14 protein-coding genes are annotated in these 16676 nt (G+C 62.0%); 10 read left to right on the plus strand and 4 right to left on the minus strand.

Annotation, left to right across the window (positions count from 1 at the left end):
* Positions 1–136: 136 nt before the first annotated feature.
* The 6 genes from ACIP5Y_RS42315 to ACIP5Y_RS42340 all read left to right on the plus strand — a co-directional run bounded on the left by ACIP5Y_RS42315 (position 137) and on the right by ACIP5Y_RS42340 (position 3533).
* Entirely contained in the window at positions 137–847 is a 711-nt protein-coding gene (locus tag ACIP5Y_RS42315) for a hypothetical protein (RefSeq protein ID WP_400358882.1), read from the plus strand.
* Positions 848–938: 91 nt separating this feature from the next.
* Entirely contained in the window at positions 939–1313 is a 375-nt protein-coding gene (locus tag ACIP5Y_RS42320; protein WP_400358883.1) for a DUF732 domain-containing protein, read from the plus strand.
* 129 nt (positions 1314–1442) lie between these two features.
* Positions 1443–1586 (plus strand): hypothetical protein, encoded by a 144-nt coding sequence (locus tag ACIP5Y_RS42325; protein WP_400358885.1) that lies wholly within the window; start codon positions 1443–1445, stop codon positions 1584–1586.
* Positions 1587–1588: 2 nt separating this feature from the next.
* Positions 1589–1906 (plus strand): hypothetical protein, encoded by a 318-nt coding sequence (locus ACIP5Y_RS42330; protein WP_400358886.1) that lies wholly within the window; start codon positions 1589–1591, stop codon positions 1904–1906.
* 85 nt (positions 1907–1991) lie between these two features.
* On the plus strand, positions 1992–2657 hold the full coding sequence (locus tag ACIP5Y_RS42335; RefSeq protein WP_400358887.1) for a DUF4352 domain-containing protein: 666 nt from the start codon (positions 1992–1994) through the stop codon (positions 2655–2657).
* A gap of 24 nt (positions 2658–2681) precedes the next feature.
* Positions 2682–3533 (plus strand): hypothetical protein, encoded by an 852-nt coding sequence (locus ACIP5Y_RS42340; protein ID WP_400358889.1) that lies wholly within the window; start codon positions 2682–2684, stop codon positions 3531–3533.
* A 24-nt stretch (positions 3534–3557) separates the two neighbouring features.
* Here ACIP5Y_RS42340 and ACIP5Y_RS42345 read toward each other — a convergent pair whose 3' ends face one another.
* On the minus strand, positions 3558–3887 hold the full coding sequence (locus ACIP5Y_RS42345) for a hypothetical protein (protein WP_400358890.1): 330 nt from the start codon (positions 3885–3887) through the stop codon (positions 3558–3560).
* Between the two features lie 144 nt (positions 3888–4031).
* On the opposite strand from ACIP5Y_RS42345, the gene ACIP5Y_RS42350 reads away from it, so the two are divergent.
* Positions 4032–4724 carry an exonuclease domain-containing protein gene (locus ACIP5Y_RS42350; protein WP_400358892.1) on the plus strand — a complete coding sequence of 231 codons (693 nt, stop codon included), beginning with the start codon at positions 4032–4034 and terminating at the stop codon, positions 4722–4724.
* Between the two features lie 300 nt (positions 4725–5024).
* Here ACIP5Y_RS42350 and ACIP5Y_RS42355 read toward each other — a convergent pair whose 3' ends face one another.
* The gene (locus ACIP5Y_RS42355; RefSeq protein ID WP_400358893.1) at positions 5025–5591 is read right to left on the minus strand and encodes a hypothetical protein; all 567 of its coding nucleotides are present in this window, start codon (positions 5589–5591) and stop codon (positions 5025–5027) included.
* A 180-nt stretch (positions 5592–5771) separates the two neighbouring features.
* Here ACIP5Y_RS42355 and ACIP5Y_RS42360 point away from each other — a divergent pair, with 180 nt between their 5' ends.
* Positions 5772–6353: a hypothetical protein gene (locus ACIP5Y_RS42360; protein WP_400358895.1), complete on the plus strand. Its 582-nt coding sequence runs from the start codon at positions 5772–5774 to the stop codon at positions 6351–6353.
* Positions 6354–6502: 149 nt separating this feature from the next.
* Here the strand turns inward: ACIP5Y_RS42360 and ACIP5Y_RS42365 are convergent, their stop codons facing one another.
* Positions 6503–6817, minus strand: a complete 315-nt coding sequence (locus ACIP5Y_RS42365; RefSeq protein WP_400358897.1) for a hypothetical protein — start codon at positions 6815–6817, stop codon at positions 6503–6505.
* 99 nt (positions 6818–6916) lie between these two features.
* Positions 6917–8818 (minus strand): DUF262 domain-containing protein, encoded by a 1902-nt coding sequence (locus ACIP5Y_RS42370; RefSeq protein ID WP_400358899.1) that lies wholly within the window; start codon positions 8816–8818, stop codon positions 6917–6919.
* A 370-nt stretch (positions 8819–9188) separates the two neighbouring features.
* Here ACIP5Y_RS42370 and ACIP5Y_RS42375 point away from each other — a divergent pair, with 370 nt between their 5' ends.
* Both ACIP5Y_RS42375 and ACIP5Y_RS42380 read left to right on the plus strand, forming a co-directional pair.
* Entirely contained in the window at positions 9189–12071 is a 2883-nt protein-coding gene (locus ACIP5Y_RS42375; RefSeq protein WP_400358901.1) for an SNF2-related protein, read from the plus strand.
* 2 nt (positions 12072–12073) lie between these two features.
* On the plus strand, positions 12074–16666 hold the full coding sequence (locus ACIP5Y_RS42380) for an Eco57I restriction-modification methylase domain-containing protein (RefSeq protein ID WP_400358902.1): 4593 nt from the start codon (positions 12074–12076) through the stop codon (positions 16664–16666).
* Positions 16667–16676: the final 10 nt, after the last annotated feature.

Genomic DNA, 16676 nt, shown 5'->3' on the forward strand with positions numbered 1-16676 from the left:
CCCCCACCCTGATCGATGGGTGAGCAAAATGCAATCTCGGAAACTGTATTGACAATGCTTTCACGTACTCCTAACGTTTTGCATCGCCAGGGGAGCAAGCCCGGATAACCAACCGCTCGACGATCAGGGGGCAGACATGACGCAGCACCATCGACTCCAGGACCACGGCCGTCACCGTCTGCGCCCGGCGTTCCGCATCATCACCCGGTGCGCCTGCGGCAAGATCCGCTACGCCACCCGGCATCACGCCGATCTCGTACTCGCCACCATGGATCGCACCGATCCGGCTCGGGGAGAAGACCATTCGTATCGGTGCGCCACCTGCTCGGGCTGGCATCTGACCAGCTGGACGCCGGCGGAATACAAGGCATATCGCACCGCCATCACGGCCCCGCCGCCCACGCGCGAGGATCCGCGCGGGCGGCTGGACCTGAGCAGCATCCATGCCGACCTCGCCGCCGTGCCCACACCTGCCGAGGTGGCGGCGCGGACCGGGTTTACCTGGATCACCTCACCATCGCCGGACGGAGCGATCGAGACTGCGCCGCAAAACATCCCATCGCCGGTCAAGACGGGCGCGACCGCCGGTCCAGTAGTGGTCGACGTAATCCCACAGCGGGTTTGCACTCCGGAAGCACCTGTGACTCCTCGGCGTGCCGTCCCCACACCGGCGGAAGTGGCGGCACGAACCGTGCCGATCAAACGCGCCGAAGCAGCCCGCCGCCGGGCCGAGCTGACGGCGAATTCCCTTGCTGCACAGTCCAGAACGGCGAGGTCCACCGCGACCATCGGAACCCGCCTGCGCGCCTTGCTGAACCGCCTCATGCGGCGAATCCACCGCAGCTGATCTCGATCCCCACTCACCGCGGCCGAGTGTTCCCAGCCGCGGCGACCTCACACGCCCCGCCCCGCTATCCACCCCGTTTCACGAAGGAATCATGCGCACCATCACCCGCACCGTCTCGACCCTGCTCGCCGCGAGCGCAACCGCCGCTGCCCTCTCCACCGTGGCGCCCGCCGCACTGGCCGCCCCCGACACCGGTTCCGCGAGCGGCTCTTCCAGCCCGGGTTGCGGCCCCCGCAGCGCCGCCGACCGCCGGTTCCTGCACGCGTCCTATGAGGACGAGCACAGCTGCTCCGTCCAGGACGCGGCCATCCATCTCGCCAAGTCCCAGTGCCAATGGCTCGACGCCTACGGCAATTCCGCCCACAACCAGATCGTGCTCGCCGAAAAGGGCCGCGACACCTTGGATTACCCGTACACCTTCCTCGACGCTGCGATCAGGGCGTACTGCCCGCAGTACACGCTCTGAGCAAGGCGATCACCTCATGGAGCTCACCTGCTCGTAATCCAGGGCGTCCTCGCGTTTCTACGGCTCGCCTTCATGTGGGGGCCGCTCCCCCGCCGGTTCAGCCGGAAAGCCACCACCGCAATCCTCATCGTGAATCTGGCGATCTGCACGGTGCTGTGGATGATTCACCGCCACTCCTGGTGGATCGCCTTGCTCGGCATCGCCGGCTGGGTACTGATATCCGCCTTCCTCGTCTACCAATATCGCCGCTCGGCAAACCCTGAAAGGCACTGACAATGCACCGCACCCTCATCACCGCCCTGGCCGGCGCCGCACTCGCCCTGGTCGTCGCCACCGGCACGGCAACCGCACAGCCCGCCAACCGCCTGCACGAGGGCATGCAGGTCGTCGGCCAGGACGTCCAGGCCGGCACCTACTCCACCTCAGGCCCCCGCTCCAGCGACTACGGCGTCTGCTACATCTTCTGGCTCCCTTACAAGGGCGCAAAAACCAGCGACGCGACCGACGCCGAGGTCTACACGGGCACCTCGTACGTACAGCTCAAGGCGGGCGACGTGATCACCGTGACCGGCTGCACCTGGACCCTCGAATAACACTCCACCCCAATCGATTCCACCCGCCGGGGCGACGTCGGCCGTTACCCCGGCGGCTTCTCACCATCGAATACGAGGCGCCCTCATGACCTACCAGCCCCCACAGCAGCCCTGCCCGCAGGGCTACTACCCACCGCATTACCCCATGCGGCCCGCCCCACCCCCGAGGAAGTCGAACACCCTCAAGATCATCCTGCTGATCATTGCGGGCCTCGTCCTCCTCTGCGGCATCGGTGGTGTCCTCGGAGGCAAGAGCAACAAGTCCGCCTCCACTCCTTCCCCGACCACGAACACTCCGGTAGGCGCCGCACCGGCCCCCGGCGGCTCCGCCGCCACCACCGAAAAGCCCCCCGCCCCGGGTCTCAACACCCCCGTCCGCGACGGCAAATTCGAGTTCACCGTCACCGACATCCAAACCGGCATAAAGCAAGTCGGCACCAACCCCTACCTGGAGAAGACAGCCCAGGGCGCCTACACCATCGTCTCCCTCACCGTCCGCAACATCGTCAACGTCCCCTACGCCTTCTCCCCCGGCAACCAGTACGTCTACGACGCCCAGAACCGCAAGTTCACCAACGACCCCGCAGCCGCCATCAACCTCCAGGCCGACACCAGCCTCTACGCAAACATCAACCCTGGCAACGCCATTACCGCCCAGGTCGTCTTCGACCTGCCGGCAGATTCCACCCCGGACCACATCGTCCTACACGACTCGATGTTCTCCGGCGGCACGACAGTGTCGCTGCGGTAACACGAACGATCGGAGAAGCAACAAATGGACACCATCGGGTTCTACACCGAAACCATCAACGTCACACCGCAACTGGCAAGCGAGTGGCTCGACCGGAACACGTGCAACCGCCCCATGAGCAAGATGATGGTCACTCAACTCGCGGAGGCGATGAAACGCGGCGAGTGGCTGCACACCCATCAGGGCATCGCCTTCGACACGAACGGCGTGCTCGTCGACGGTCAGCATCGGCTTGCCGCCGTAGTGAAAAGTGGCTGCACCGTACGGATGCTGGTCTCGCACGGCGTCGAACCGGGCACATTTGCCGTTCTGGATACCGGCCGCAAACGCAGCGCACGAGATGTGCTGAGCCTCCAGGGCGAGGACAATGCCGCACCCCTGGCATCGGCCCTCCGCGTCTATCACCTCTACACCACAGCACCGAATTCCGCATGGACCGGAGCGAATTCCCAGGTCACCAACGAACAGATAGTCGAGTTCCTGGCATCCCATCCGGCCATGCGGGCCTCGGTGGAGCTGGCGAAATCCCTGAACCGAGCCTTTCGAATCCTGGTGCCCGCCGCCGCCGTCGGCCACTACCTGACGTGCTCCGCACGACCGGACATCGACCAGCATGCATGGATCGAGGGCTTGGAAACCGGAGCCAATCTCACCGAACACGATCCACGCCTGATGCTGAGAAACATCATCCTCCGCTTGGCCGCGGGCAAGTCCGCCGCAAAGGCCGACGGATCACGCAACCAACTCCACCTCTACCTCAAGGCGTGGAACGCATGGGTGGTAGGCACCGACTTCCGGCAACTGAACATCAAGGCCGGCGAGTCGATGCCGACGGTGACAATGCGCCCTTGGAACGATGTACGGCCCGAGGCCTGACCGACGCCGTACCGGCCGAACAGATCACGATTGCCTGTCCAGCGTCCGCTTCCGGCTCTCCCGGACGACGACCTGGCCGCTGCCGCCGTATTCGACACGCTCGAAGGTGTCAAAGCCCAACTCGCTGAGCGCTTTCAAAGCAGTGTGGGAGTTGAAGTTAGCCACAGAGTTCACTTTTCCCGCGGTACCGGTGGCGAGGGTAATGAGCTGAATGGGCGGCCACAGAGTGCCGTTGACCAAAACTGCGTAGGTCTGAATCCGCTCTGGCTGCTGCGCCCGAGTCGCGAGAAAGACCTGATCGTCCGTGAGCGGAACCTGAGCGCCACTGATCGTGATGAGTGTCGAGCGGGACATGATCGGGCATCATGCCATACCGACAACTAGACCACTAGCCGTTGAGCGTTTAACCCCTTGCCGCACTGAGCAATTCGCCCGGGGCTACCTTCCCCGACGAATACACACGACCGCCCCAACCACGCATACCGATAAGGACACCCGATGACGATCCCTTGGACCGACCACCCATTGACCGGCCTCGACCTCGAGACCACCGGCCCGGACCCGATGACCGCTCGAATTGTCTCCGCCTGCATCGTGAGCCGCGCCGTGGACGGCCACGAAGCGACGAATTGGCTACTCGACCCCGGTATCGAAATTCCGCTGGAAGCCACCGCAATCCACGGCATCACGACGGCAGCCGCACAGCTGAACGGATTGGACTATGCGCTGGGCTACGCCGACCTGCGTAACCGGCTCGAACGAGCATGGGCCCTCGGTCATATCGTGGTCGCCTACAACGCCAGCTACGACATGACCGTCATCGATCAGCAAGGCCGGCGGCTCGGCTACCGGACCCTGGTCTGCGGCCCGATCGCCGACCCCTACGTCATCGACCGGGAGCTGGACCGATACCGCCGCGGGAAGCGCACACTCACGGTGACCTGCGACCACTACGGTGTAATCCTCGGCGCCGCACACAACGCCGCACACGATGCCTCCGCCGCGGTCGAACTCACTCGGATACTCGCGCAGTACTACCCCGCCGAACTCGCACGCCTCACGGCACCCCAGCTGATGACCGCGCAATCCGCCTGGCACCACGACCGGCAAACCGATTTCGCCGCGTGGCTGCGCCGCTCCGGTAAGGACGCGAGCGACGTCAACGGTGAGTGGCCACTGCGCACGGCCTGACGATTCGAGCTCGCGCGGCCGCACACCCACTTTTCGATCTGAATCAGGTTGGATTCCAACGACTCTCGCAGGATTGCGAGAGTCGCCTCATCGAAACAGCTCCCACGCGGCCATACGGCGTGAGTCCGTTTTGCGGGCGACATCCATCTGAAGTTCTGTCCGGCGCAACATCCGGCGTAAGTGTTGTTCTGGATCTCGCCCCGCCTCAGGACCGCAATCCAGCAGCAGCGCGGTGATCGAATCATCGTTCCAATCGATCCTGATGTCGGCACGATGGCCCGAGACAGTAGCGCAACGAGCCTACTCGTACACGAACCAACGGAACTCATAGCCCGATGCTTGCATCGAGCGAAGCTCCTCGCCCGGATCCAATAGCGTCAATTGTGTCCGCCAGGTTGTCAGTAGATCTGCGATCGGACCAGGCAACCGAGCGTCAGGATGCTGACTGGCCCGCCCCCATTGAGGAGACACCGTGGGCACTCCGAGCCTTCCCGGGGGCCCGAACACCGACCTGTACGGCCGCGATGTCAGCAGATGCACGTCGAAGGTCGCCTCAACAGTGACCAATGAATCCGGGTGATCGCCTGGACCCACCAGCGAGGCGCGGAGGTCACACTCCTCCCACAAAACCACGATCTGCGTCACACACAGCGCCGCTGCCGCACGGCCCAGCCCTGCGATCGCCGTATGCGCGTCTGTCCCTCTGTAGTAAGGCCGCGTCAGTGCGTAACCGACATGAGGCTCGGATTGATCTTCGAGAATGAAATGCACCTGCGGACGAGGCGCCATCCCATCGAGCAGGCCATCGATAGCGCGCTCAACGATGCGATCCTCGATGTTCTCGATATAGCCCCGATCCATCGGCATGTTCGGCGTCCCTCGTGTGAGCTCGCGGTGGTCTTGCGGACGACATCTCAACTGCCAAATCCTACGCAAAATATGTTTCCGTACAACAGATTTGAGCAATTCACCTCAATACGAGAAGGTACGACATAGGTTCGAGGCGGTCACCACACGGTGAACAGCCAGGCGACAGGGAGGATGCCCTTGTTGGATCAAGCGAGGTACTTCATGCACCGGCCGGGGGACGAGTTCACAGCCGCGGTCTGGCTGGATGGATGGGAACACCAGAGCCTCTGGGGCTGGGAGCTCGGCTACTACTTTCTCCAGCTGTGGCGCAACGACGCGCGGACCGACAAGCCCTTCCTTTGGCTCACCCCTGCCGACCGTCCGCTGCTGACCTCGTCCGGGAGCGTCGCCCTCGCCATAGCGCGCACCACAGGCGCCGATCCACTGGATATTTCACGCGCGCTCCAGATCCTGCCGCCGCCGGCCCTTCGATCGCCGATTCCCACCATCGAGGGAGAACTGGCGAGTCTTGGCAAATCGCCGAACGACGACTATTGCGCCGGCCAGATCGCCGCGTACGAATGGGCTCTCGGGCGTAGAGACATCCGACCCGGCTCCGGATCGCCGTGGCGAGGTGGGGCACCGTCCCTGGACGAAGTCACAGCCGAGTGGAACATGAACACGGGATACCTCAACGATCCCCTTCTCCAGAACCGACCGCATGCGTCCGGAGTCGACGAAGCTCTGGGCACCATTGTGTTCGACGCAACCGATGGGTAGGGACGGGCGGCTCCGCTGATAGACAGGTGCAATGACCGTCGAACACCTCCGGCAGCTGGTTGCCGACTCTGCTGCACGGCGGGAGCGCTTCCATGCGCCGTAGAACGTGGTGATGGCGTTGACGGGCGAGTGAGTGAAAGCCGCGAACGCTAGGCGCGCTTGCGACTTTCGCGAACATCCACCCTGCCGAGGATGTTGTATTCGACCCGTTCGAGGGTGTCGAAACCAAGTTCGTCGAGCGCCTTCAATGCAGTATGCGAGTTGTAGTTGTTGACCGACCCGGACGTCCCCGGAATCCCGGTCGCGAGTGTGATCAGCTGAATCGGCGGCCAGAGCCGGTCGTTGACGAGGACCGCGTAAGTCTGGATCTTGTCCGGGACCTGGTCACGGGTAGCGAGGAAGATCTGATCATCGGCGATCGGGGTTGAGCTGCCGTTGATCGTGATAGTGGTGGAGCGGGTCACAGTCGAACATCCTGCCAGAAATCCCTTCCGCCGCATCGATATTCGCACCGAACGCACCCACAACGCCGGGTCAACCGAACTCGGGGCAGTCCCGTTCGATCAGATCGGGAATAGTTCGAGAGCCTGATGAGCGAGGCGCGCAGTCCGTGCTTTGATCTCGACATCGGTCCACCGGTCTGCCTTTACGACATCTTCGTTCAGCCGCAGACCGTTGCGGAAGCCGATGTAGTTGCCGTTGCCATCGAGACGGTCCTTCTTGTAGTCGAACGACTTGTTGCTCAGCGAGCTGTTATATCCGGTCAGAGTCAGATTTCCGAGCGTATGCACGTAAATCTGCTGAACATGGCGGGCGTTTGTCGCGTCGCCCAACATCTCGACCCACTCGGGCGGCAAGTTCTCGCCTTGCGGCAGGATGTGCTCGATGGTCCATTTGTAGTGGTTGGACTCGCGTTCCCAGAAATCAGGCCGGTTCTCACGGGTAGTCCCCTGTTCCGCAATCGAGACAAGGATGAACCGGGCAACATCTGCGTTCTCGTCGTATATCGGCCCGGACAGCTTCTCCAAGAACTGCTCATCGGAGGCAGACACACGCCGAAGGCTCTCTCGCACAACCTCTTCGACCTCGGCTCCTCGCACATCACCGATGCGGTCGATGATGTCCATGAACAGTGCGGTCAAGGAATAGGTCTGTGGGATTCCGGTCAGATTGCGGCGAACGAAGAAACTGGCCAGTCGGCGGGTAATCCGTTCCAGGTCAGCCTCGGCTAAACACAATTCGGCACGGCGGCGCATCAGAAACAGCAACAAGATGTGCGAGGGAGATCCCTGAGCGCGCGATAGCGCGGCTATGGCATCGTCGAGGCTGGTGCGCACATCCTCATCGTCGAGGTTTCCGAGAATGCGCTTGTAGTAGGAACCAGCCTCGGTAATAGTTTCGAGGAACTCGACCAAACCTGCTGCGATCAGCGTTTCGTAAATTCGGATCAAGCGCGAGCGAGTAGCAACCGGAGCATTTGCAACCACGGGGAGGGAGGTCTTGAAAGCGTTGTAGTACTGCCGGAAGAATCGCTCTTGGTTGGTGTAGTCGTCCCCCAGCTCGACAAGCAGCGCGTTCCAGCGAGCGAATGCCTCGTCAAGGCCGAGATCCGGACGACCATCGGCGGTCTTCAGCAAGTTGTTCTTGATCAAATCGATTGGAGTGAGCGGCATTCCACGATTGTTGAGTGACTCGAACAGAACAAATGCATCAGAATGACTCTTGACCTCGAGCTTGACCAGCACCGCCTGTTTCACCCGCTTGAGCATTTCCAGTGCGACATCCACACGGGAGGTACTCGACTGCTCGGCATGCTCGGTGATCCGGTTGCCGAAGTGCCTGAATGCCTTCATAATCCGCCGGTTACCGAGGTTCAGTACCTTCGGCGTCTTGATCTGCACCCCGGCACGGTCCAAGACGTTCAGATAGTCGTCACGATTGGAGTTCTGAATCTGGGGCCGCAGCCGAGGTCGAGGTGGATCCGACAGCACCAATTGACGGCGCAGGTTTGTCAGATCCGTGAGCCGATCGTCATCGAACTCGGCGCAGTGCTCTTGCAGACAGCCATAGATCGCCGCAAGGAGTAGCGAGAGCGTCGTCATGCGCTGCTGACCATCAATCAACTCGAGCACGGATTCGGTTGTGGCGTCGTGGGTCTGGTTAACACAGATGATTGTGCCGAGAAAGTGTTCTGCATCGGCACCGGCCGCGTCGAGCAGGTCATCGAACAGATTGTCCCACTGCTGCCGGCTCCAGGAGTACTCCCGTTGATACTTAGGCACCTGATAGACGACCTTGTTCTCCGGACTGAGAAGTTCGTGTACCGGATACTGATTCGCCGACGCGATCAACGATGATCCCTCCCCAACCGCCATCCAACCGGCGGCACTGATGAATTCGAGGCAGCAATCGCGCTTCGCGAGCTTGCTGCGGCTACCGTAGCCGATCTCAACGACAGATTCCATGAGTTGTCGGCCGAACCTCATCTTCGAGATCAACTACGGCCGAACACCATCCGACCGCGAGATAGTCACCTCGTTGCGGGCTGGCGAGGCAAGCCGGGCCGGCAGTGACCGATTCACCGACCGATGTCAACACGTTGCTCCCGGAATAGCCTGGGCGCCTTGCCTGTCTCAGGAAGGGGTCTGCGCGAGTGTTGGGGACGATCGGCACGGCTCAGGAACGCATAGCCCTGACCACAATTCTATTTGATCCAACAAACCCCCTCTCCGCCACTGACTTTCGAGTGACATATCGTGCCAGATTCGGTTGGCCGCGCAGGTACGGCGCTAGGTTGAATCTTCGGACCGTCGAGCTATTCAGGAGCATCATTCAATGACCGTTGCCGACGAACGCGATCTAAATGTTGCGCCTGGCTCGATAGTCGTGGTTCGTGATGAGGAGTGGCTGGTCACCTCGGTTGAGAACGGGGCGGACGGATGTCTGGTGCGAGTGCGAGGGTTGTCCGAACTGGTCTCCGACACCACTGCGGCCTTCTATGAAAGCCTCGACACGATTCAGGTGCTCGATCCCTCGGACGCCGAGGTCGTGGCGGATGGATCGTCCGGCTACCGTGACGCTCGCCTCTGGCTCGAGTCGCTACTGCGTAAGACGCCGTTCCCGTACGGCGATCAGACACTGACGGTCTCCACCCGCATGCTCGCGGACTCACTCGGGTACCAGCGAGCAGCGGTGGCCAAAGCGCTTGACCCTCAACATATCCGGCCCCGAATCTTGTTGGCGGATGCCGTCGGACTGGGCAAAACGCTCGAGATCGGCATGATCTTGTCGGAGCTGGTGCGGCGCGGACGCGGTGAACGCATACTCATCGTCACTCCGAAGCATGTGCTCGAACAGATGCAGCATGAGCTGTGGTGCCGCTTCGCGCTACCGTTCGTCAGGCTCGACTCGGCCGGTATCCAGAAGGTGCGGCAGCGACTTCCGGCCACGCGCAACCCGTTCACGTACTACAAGCGGGCGATCATCTCGATCGACACTCTCAAGAGTCCGCGGTACAAAGCTCATCTCGCACGTCAGCATTGGGATGCGGTGGTGATCGACGAGTCGCACAACCTCACCAATGTCGGTACGCAGAACAACGAATTGGCGCGGGTGCTCGCCCCGAACACCGAGGCGCTGATCCTGGCTTCGGCGACTCCGCACAATGGCCGCGAGGAGTCGTTCGCCGAGCTGCTACGGCTCCTGGACCCGACCGCGGTCGCCGCCGATGGCACCTTCACCAAAGAGGATGTTTCCAGACTGCTGATTCGCCGGCACCGGCATCACCCGGAGGTGTCGGCGGAGGTCGGCAGTGACTGGGCCGAGCGCGCGGAGCCTGTGCACCGGCTGATCACTCCATCACCTGCTGAAGACGATGTTGCACAGGAACTCTCGCAGACCTGGCTTCATCCGCTCAGCGGCCGATCACCGTATTCCGGCGAGACCAAAGCGCTGTTCCCATGGACCTTGGCGAAGGCTTTCCTGTCGTCTCCCGCCGCCTTGCGCGAATCGATCAACCAACGTCGCAACAGGCTTCGTGAGAAGGGCGGCCCGCACGGTCCGGAGCAGCGCACCGAGCTGTCGGCGCTCGATGTTCTTTCCGACCTGAACGACAAGGCCTTCGATGCCTCGGCCGGCAAACGGGCCGCGCTGATCAAGCGGCTGAGAGAGATCGGAGTAGGCCCGAAGTCATCGATGCGTGCAGTGGTGTTCGGTGAACGCATCGCCACTTTGAAGTGGCTGACCGAGGCCTTGCCCAGCGCGCTCGGTCTGCAACCGGAAAACGTCGTCATGCTGCACGGTGGGCTCTCTGACCTCGATCAGCAGACCATCGTGGACAACTTCAAACTGGAAACCTCCCCGATCCGGGTACTCGTCACCGGCGATGTGGCCTCCGAAGGCGTGAATCTACATGCCCACTGCCACAACCTCATTCACTACGACATCCCGTGGTCGTTGATCCGAATCGAACAGCGGAACGGCCGCATCGACCGATACGGGCAGAAGCACCCGCCGGTGATCTCCTCGCTGATCCTCGAGCCGTCGGATCCGGAGTTCTCCGGCGATCTGCGGGTGCTGTCGCGGTTGCTCGAACGTGAGACCCAAGCCCACACCACATTGGGCGATGTGGCGTCACTGATGGGCAAACACAGTGTCGGCGAGGAGGAATCGGCAATCCGCGAGGTACTCGCGGGCAAGTCGACCTTGGAGCAACAGGTGCGGACCATCGACGAGGTGCTCGACGGCGATGATGTGGACGCATTCTTCGCCCAGTTCGACTTGATCGAGGAAGATTCGCCCACGCCGCCGGAGCAACCACGCCAGAGCCTCTACCCCGATGACATCAGCTTCCTCGACGAAGCATTGCGCGCGTCGTTCGATGATGTCCCGCACGCCGACCCGGCCGCCGGCGGCATCGGCTGGTCGGTGCACGCCAACCACGGTATCGCCGAACTGATTCCGACGAAGGACCTGAAACAACGGCTCGGGCAGCTGCCGCAGAACTACCTCCAGGAAGGCAAAGTCCTGGAACGGCTCAAGCTGGCCACCTCCCCGCAGATCGGCAATGCCCAGCTGTGGGCCGCACGCCAGGGCAGGGGCATTCATGACACGACCTGGCCCGAGGCGCATTTCCTCGGCCCCCTGCATCCAGTGCTGGATTGGGCCAGTGATCGCGCGTTGAGCGCCCTGGGCCGCAACCAGATCTTCGTGATTCGCGGGGCGGTCGACGACCCGACGGTGTTGTTGATGGGCACACTCATGAATCGGCGTGGCCAACTGGTCTCCCGAGTCTTCTCCACAGCGGAATTCCCGAATCCGGGCAATCCGGGATTCTGCCTCGTCGAAGCCCGTGAGGACCTGACCTTCCTCACCACTGATACCGGGTTGAAGCCCGGCACGGCCAACCCCGGCGCCGTCGCCGATCCGCAGCGGTATCGACCCCTCATCCCGGTCGCGGTCGACCATGCCACCAAGGCCATGAAGGTCACGCTCGACAAGCAGCAGGAATTCGCAGAACAGCGACTCGAACGATGGCGGCAACGCGCCGATCGCTGGTACACCGACGCCGGGCAGCTGGAGCTGTTCGGCAATCAGAAGAAGAAGGTGGACAAGCTGTCCCAGCGCATCGCCGAAGAACAGCGCCTCGCCGAATCCCTCGCCCCCACACAGCAGCTGGTACGACCGCTGCTCGTGATCGTTCCCGATAAGGATCAGTGATCGTGGCCTCCTTCGATTCCATCGTCATCGGCGAGGATTGGATCAGCGAGCACTACTTCACCACCGACTCGGTGAAGGAGTCCTTCCACGGCAAGGTGATGGAGCTGCGCAAGCTCTGGGACGCCGAAGCGAAGGAGGGGCGAGCCACGGTTCGCAGCTCGCTGCTCGCAGCTTGTCGAGATCTACAGACCGACCTGGCAGCCTTGGTCGAGAATCCTGACGCCGCGCCCAAAGCGCACGCCGAGGTCCGCGGCGCCTTGGGATACCAAGGAGAACTCAGTCACTTCGTCTCGGAACGCGCCGGATCCGAGCTGGAGATTCCTGAAGCCCAACTGCCTGGCGTCCCGAATGTGCTATTCCTGCAAGCCAACCCGGTCTCTTCGATCGAGGATCTGCTCGATCCGGATGAAGGACGACTGATCGCCGCGGCGACAGAGGACGGAAAGCCGATCGAATCGGTGTCGAAGGCGGTATCGGCGGCCTTCCGCTCGGATGCCCCACCCGCCTTCGTTGTGGTGCAGGCCGGGCAGTGGACGCTGCTCGCCGAGGCGGAACGCTGGGCCGAAGGCCGATACCTGGCGGTCGATCTACTGGTCGTGGTGGAACGCAAGCATGAGGCGCGTGGCGGCGAAATCGACAGAGCAGCCGCAATCTTCGGATATCAGGCGCTGAAAGAAGACGCCGACGGGCACATCTGGTGGGCCGGCGTTCTGGAGGACTCGGTCAAGCACACGGTAGGTGTCTCGAAAGACCTCCGTGAAGGCATCCGGCTGTCCATCGAGATCATCGCCAACAACGTGGTGGAACGCCGTCGCGCCAAAGGCGAGACGATGGACGGCATCGACGGCCAGGAGCTCGCCAAACACTCCCTGCGCTTCCTGTACCGCATCCTCTTCCTGCTCTACGCGGAAGCCTCCCCCGAAATGCGTGTCCTACCTACCGGCGCACCCGAATACGACGAAGGCTACGGCCTGGACCGCCTCCGCGAACTCACCCTCACCGAACTCGTCTCCCAACGCGCCCGAGCCGGCACCCACCTCTACGAGTCCCTCCAAAGACTCTTCGACCTGGTCGAGAACGGCCACACCCCCAAAGTCCGCGAACACAACCCCGACGACCCGGCACCCGGCCTCGAATTCAACCCGCTGCGCGCGGACTTGTTTCGCCCCCAGGCAACCAAGCTCATCAGCGACGTCGGCCTCTCCAACGAGGCCGTTCAACGGGTCCTCGAACACCTGCTACTCACCAAGGAGAGCAAGGGCCGAAAGGGAGCCGACCGCGGCTTCATCAGCTACGCCGAACTCGGCATCAACCAACTCGGCGCCGTCTACGAGGGCCTGATGTCCTACACCGGCTTCTTCGCCGAAGAGGACCTCTACGAGGTAGCCAAGAACGGAGACCCTGAAAAGGGCTCCTGGGTAGTCCCCACCCACCGCGCCGACCACCTCTCCGAATCCGATTTCGTCCGCGCCGAAGACCCCGACACCCACGAATCCCGCCCCGTCATCCACCGCAAGGGCACCTTCGTCTTCCGCCTGGCCGGCCGCGAACGCCAGCAATCCGCCTCCTACTACACCCCCGAAGTCCTGACGAAATTCGTAGTCTCCCAGGCCCTCGAAGAACTCCTCGACCAAAACGACACCCGCACCACCCCCGAGCAAATCCTCCAACTAACCATCTGCGAGCCCGCCCTAGGCTCCGGCGCCTTCGCCATCGAAGCCGTCCGCCAACTCGCCGCCGAATACCTCAAACGCAAGCAAGAGGACCTTGGCAAGGTCATAGACGCCGACAAGTACCCCACCGAACTCCAAAAGGTGAAGGCCCACATAGCCCTCCACCAGGTCTACGGCGTGGACTTGAATGCCACCGCAGTCGAGCTCGCCGAGATCTCTCTCTGGCTCGACACCATGGTCGCTGGCCTCCAGGCCCCTTGGTTCGGCCTTCACCTGCGCCGCGGTAACTCCCTCATCGGCGCACGCCACGCGGTATATGCCCCAACCGAACTCGCGAATAAAGCTTGGCTGAAATCGACTCCGAAGGATGTGCCCCTTGGCACCGACATCGGAGCTGGCATCCACCATTTCCTCCTGCCGGCCGAGGGCTGGGGCGCGGTCATCGACACCGCCGAAGCCAAGAGCTACGCCCCCGACCAGCGCGAAGCACTGCGCCTGTGGCGTAACGAGATCTGCAAATCCCCTCGTAAGACGATCGTCAAACGGCTCACCGCTCTGGCACAACGCGTCGAAACCCTTTGGGAATTCACCCTCCGCCGCCTCACTATCGCCGAATCCGAGATCCGCCGCGACACCCACCTGTGGGAGTCCGAACCGGTCGCCCACACCTCCGCCGTCACCCGCGAACAGATCGAACAGGTCCTGCACAACCCCGATGGAGCCTATCTACGCTTGCGGCAAGTGATGGACGCCTGGTCGGCGATCTGGTCGTGGCCAGTGACCACCAATATCGAACCGCCGGACTGGGATACATGGGTCGGCGGACTGGAAGCGATCCTCGGCATCGCACCGAAGCAAACCACCGCCGAACGACGCGGGCAATTGAGCATCGGGCGGGACTCCACGTGGCAGGAAATCGACGTGGCGGAGAAGAACGATCTGCTGTTCGCCGGAGCGCTGACGGCTGAAATCACCGCACGGAAGTTCCCTTGGCTCATAGTGGTTCGTGACATCGCCGACCGGGCGGGTTTCTTTCAATGGGAACTTGATTTCGCACCAGTGTTCGTGCATGGCGGATTCGATCTCCAGGTGGGCAATCCGCCGTGGGTGAGACCGGATTGGGATGAGGCCGGGGTGCTAGCGGAATTCGATCCGTGGTGGCAGCTGACGAACAAGCCGTCAGAGAGCGAAAGACGGGTAAGGGCAGGCGAATTGCTCGCCCAGAACCAAATTCGCGCCGCTCTGCTAGAGGAACGCGCAGATCAGGCTGGGAACAGCCGACATCTCGGTTCTGAGATCGACCGGCCGTTGCTGGTAGGGCTACAGCCAGATCTGTACCGCTGCTTCATGGAACGTACGTGGCGGTCGTCCTCAAGGCGCGGGATCGTCTCGCTCATACATCCGGAGAGCCACTTTACCGAGACGCGAGCCGGTGGCCTGCGCCGAGCCGCATATCGGAAACTTCGTCGGCACTGGCAATTTCGGAACGAACTTAGGCTTTTCTCGGAAATCAATCACACCCGACAGTACGGCGTGCATGTGTACGGAGACGACTCGGAAGTACGTTTCCTGCAGGGCGCAGCCCTCTATCACCCCGACGTCCCAGCCCGTTCTCTCCGGCACCAAGGCAGTGACCTCGTTCCCGGCATCAAGGACCCGGAAGGAAACTGGGATGTTCGACCACATGTGGAACGCATCCTCGAGGTCACTGAGGCCGAACTAGCGAGGTGGGCAACACTAATCGACGAGCCCGACACGCCCGCCACCGAAGCCCGCATGCTCTACCCAGTCAATCGCGCAAGCGCCGCCGTACTCGACAAGATCGCGACAGCACCTCGCCTCGGGGATACCGGATTTGAGTGGACCGGCGGATGGCATGAATCCGCAGATCGCAAACTCGGCCACTTCGAATCACGTTCTGCAATACCGGGAGACTGGAAGGAGGTGATCTTGCAGGGCCCTCACCTCACAGTCGCTTGCCCAATCTATCAACAAGGCAACTCGTCCATGCGGAACAACCTCGACTACTCGGCCATCGACCTCGATACGATTCCCGAAACCTTCATCCCGCGCACCAACTACCAGGTCGCCCGCCCGCTCGCCGATTACCAAGCTGCGTACCCGAAATGGAATGGCGAACCCAGCTCATCCTTCTTCCGCCTCGCATGGCGCGAGATGTGCGATCCAGCCACAGCGCGGACGCTCCATTCAGCCTTGATCGCGCCGGGCACTACACACGTAGGCGGAATTCTATCCCTTACAACGGATTCCAGCACAGACCTCGTGCTAATGGCAGCCTTCAGCAGCTCGATAATAGCCGACTTTCTGATCAAGGTGATGAGCGTTGGACATATCAAGACCTCAGCGTTAGGGAAGATTCCACTTATTCGCAATCATCTTTTGGAACCGAATCTTCTCCTACGAACCCTGCGCCTCAACTGCCTAGTCCATCCATACGCACCCCTATGGTCCCATCTCTACTCCCCCGCCTGGGCGGCGGACTGCTGGGTGCCAGGCAGTAGCGTCTCAAACTCGGGTATAACAGAACTTGGTGCAGTCGAACGCGATTGGGCATGGCATACTCCCCTCCGCAAAGCTGTCGATCGCCGTCAGGCGATGGTGGAGATTGATGCCATTGTCGCGGTGATGCTCGGTATCACCGCCGCGGAGTTCCTTACCATCTATCGCACCCAGTTTCCGGTGTTGCAACGGTATGAGCGCGAGGCCCTCTATGACGCCACCGGCCGCCAGCTGCCCACCAAGCTCGCGTCGGAATACCGCAAGAAGGGTTCGCTGAAGCCCGCTGACCTCACCGTGGACGGCATCACCTATCAGGAGCCTTTCATCGGCGTGGATCGGGAGCGCGATATGGAGTTGGCGCACAAGTACTTCTCTGCCTTGGTCGAAGACGACAGGCGATGAGACGAAGGCG

Origin of the sequence: Nocardia sp. NPDC088792 (genome assembly GCF_044750615.1) — a bacterium.
GTDB lineage: Bacteria > Actinomycetota > Actinomycetes > Mycobacteriales > Mycobacteriaceae > Nocardia.

Coding starts and splice junctions, on each gene's coding strand:
- ACIP5Y_RS42350 (WP_400358892.1), top strand. CDS start 4,032: ATGACGATCCCTTGGACCGACCACCCATTGACCGGCCTCGACCTCGAG.
- ACIP5Y_RS42370 (WP_400358899.1), bottom strand. CDS start 8,818: ATGGAATCTGTCGTTGAGATCGGCTACGGTAGCCGCAGCAAGCTCGCG.
- ACIP5Y_RS42340 (WP_400358889.1), top strand. CDS start 2,682: ATGGACACCATCGGGTTCTACACCGAAACCATCAACGTCACACCGCAA.
- ACIP5Y_RS42355 (WP_400358893.1), bottom strand. CDS start 5,591: ATGCCGATGGATCGGGGCTATATCGAGAACATCGAGGATCGCATCGTT.
- ACIP5Y_RS42315 (WP_400358882.1), top strand. CDS start 137: ATGACGCAGCACCATCGACTCCAGGACCACGGCCGTCACCGTCTGCGC.
- ACIP5Y_RS42375 (WP_400358901.1), top strand. CDS start 9,189: ATGACCGTTGCCGACGAACGCGATCTAAATGTTGCGCCTGGCTCGATA.
- ACIP5Y_RS42345 (WP_400358890.1), bottom strand. CDS start 3,887: ATGTCCCGCTCGACACTCATCACGATCAGTGGCGCTCAGGTTCCGCTC.
- ACIP5Y_RS42335 (WP_400358887.1), top strand. CDS start 1,992: ATGACCTACCAGCCCCCACAGCAGCCCTGCCCGCAGGGCTACTACCCA.
- ACIP5Y_RS42320 (WP_400358883.1), top strand. CDS start 939: ATGCGCACCATCACCCGCACCGTCTCGACCCTGCTCGCCGCGAGCGCA.
- ACIP5Y_RS42330 (WP_400358886.1), top strand. CDS start 1,589: ATGCACCGCACCCTCATCACCGCCCTGGCCGGCGCCGCACTCGCCCTG.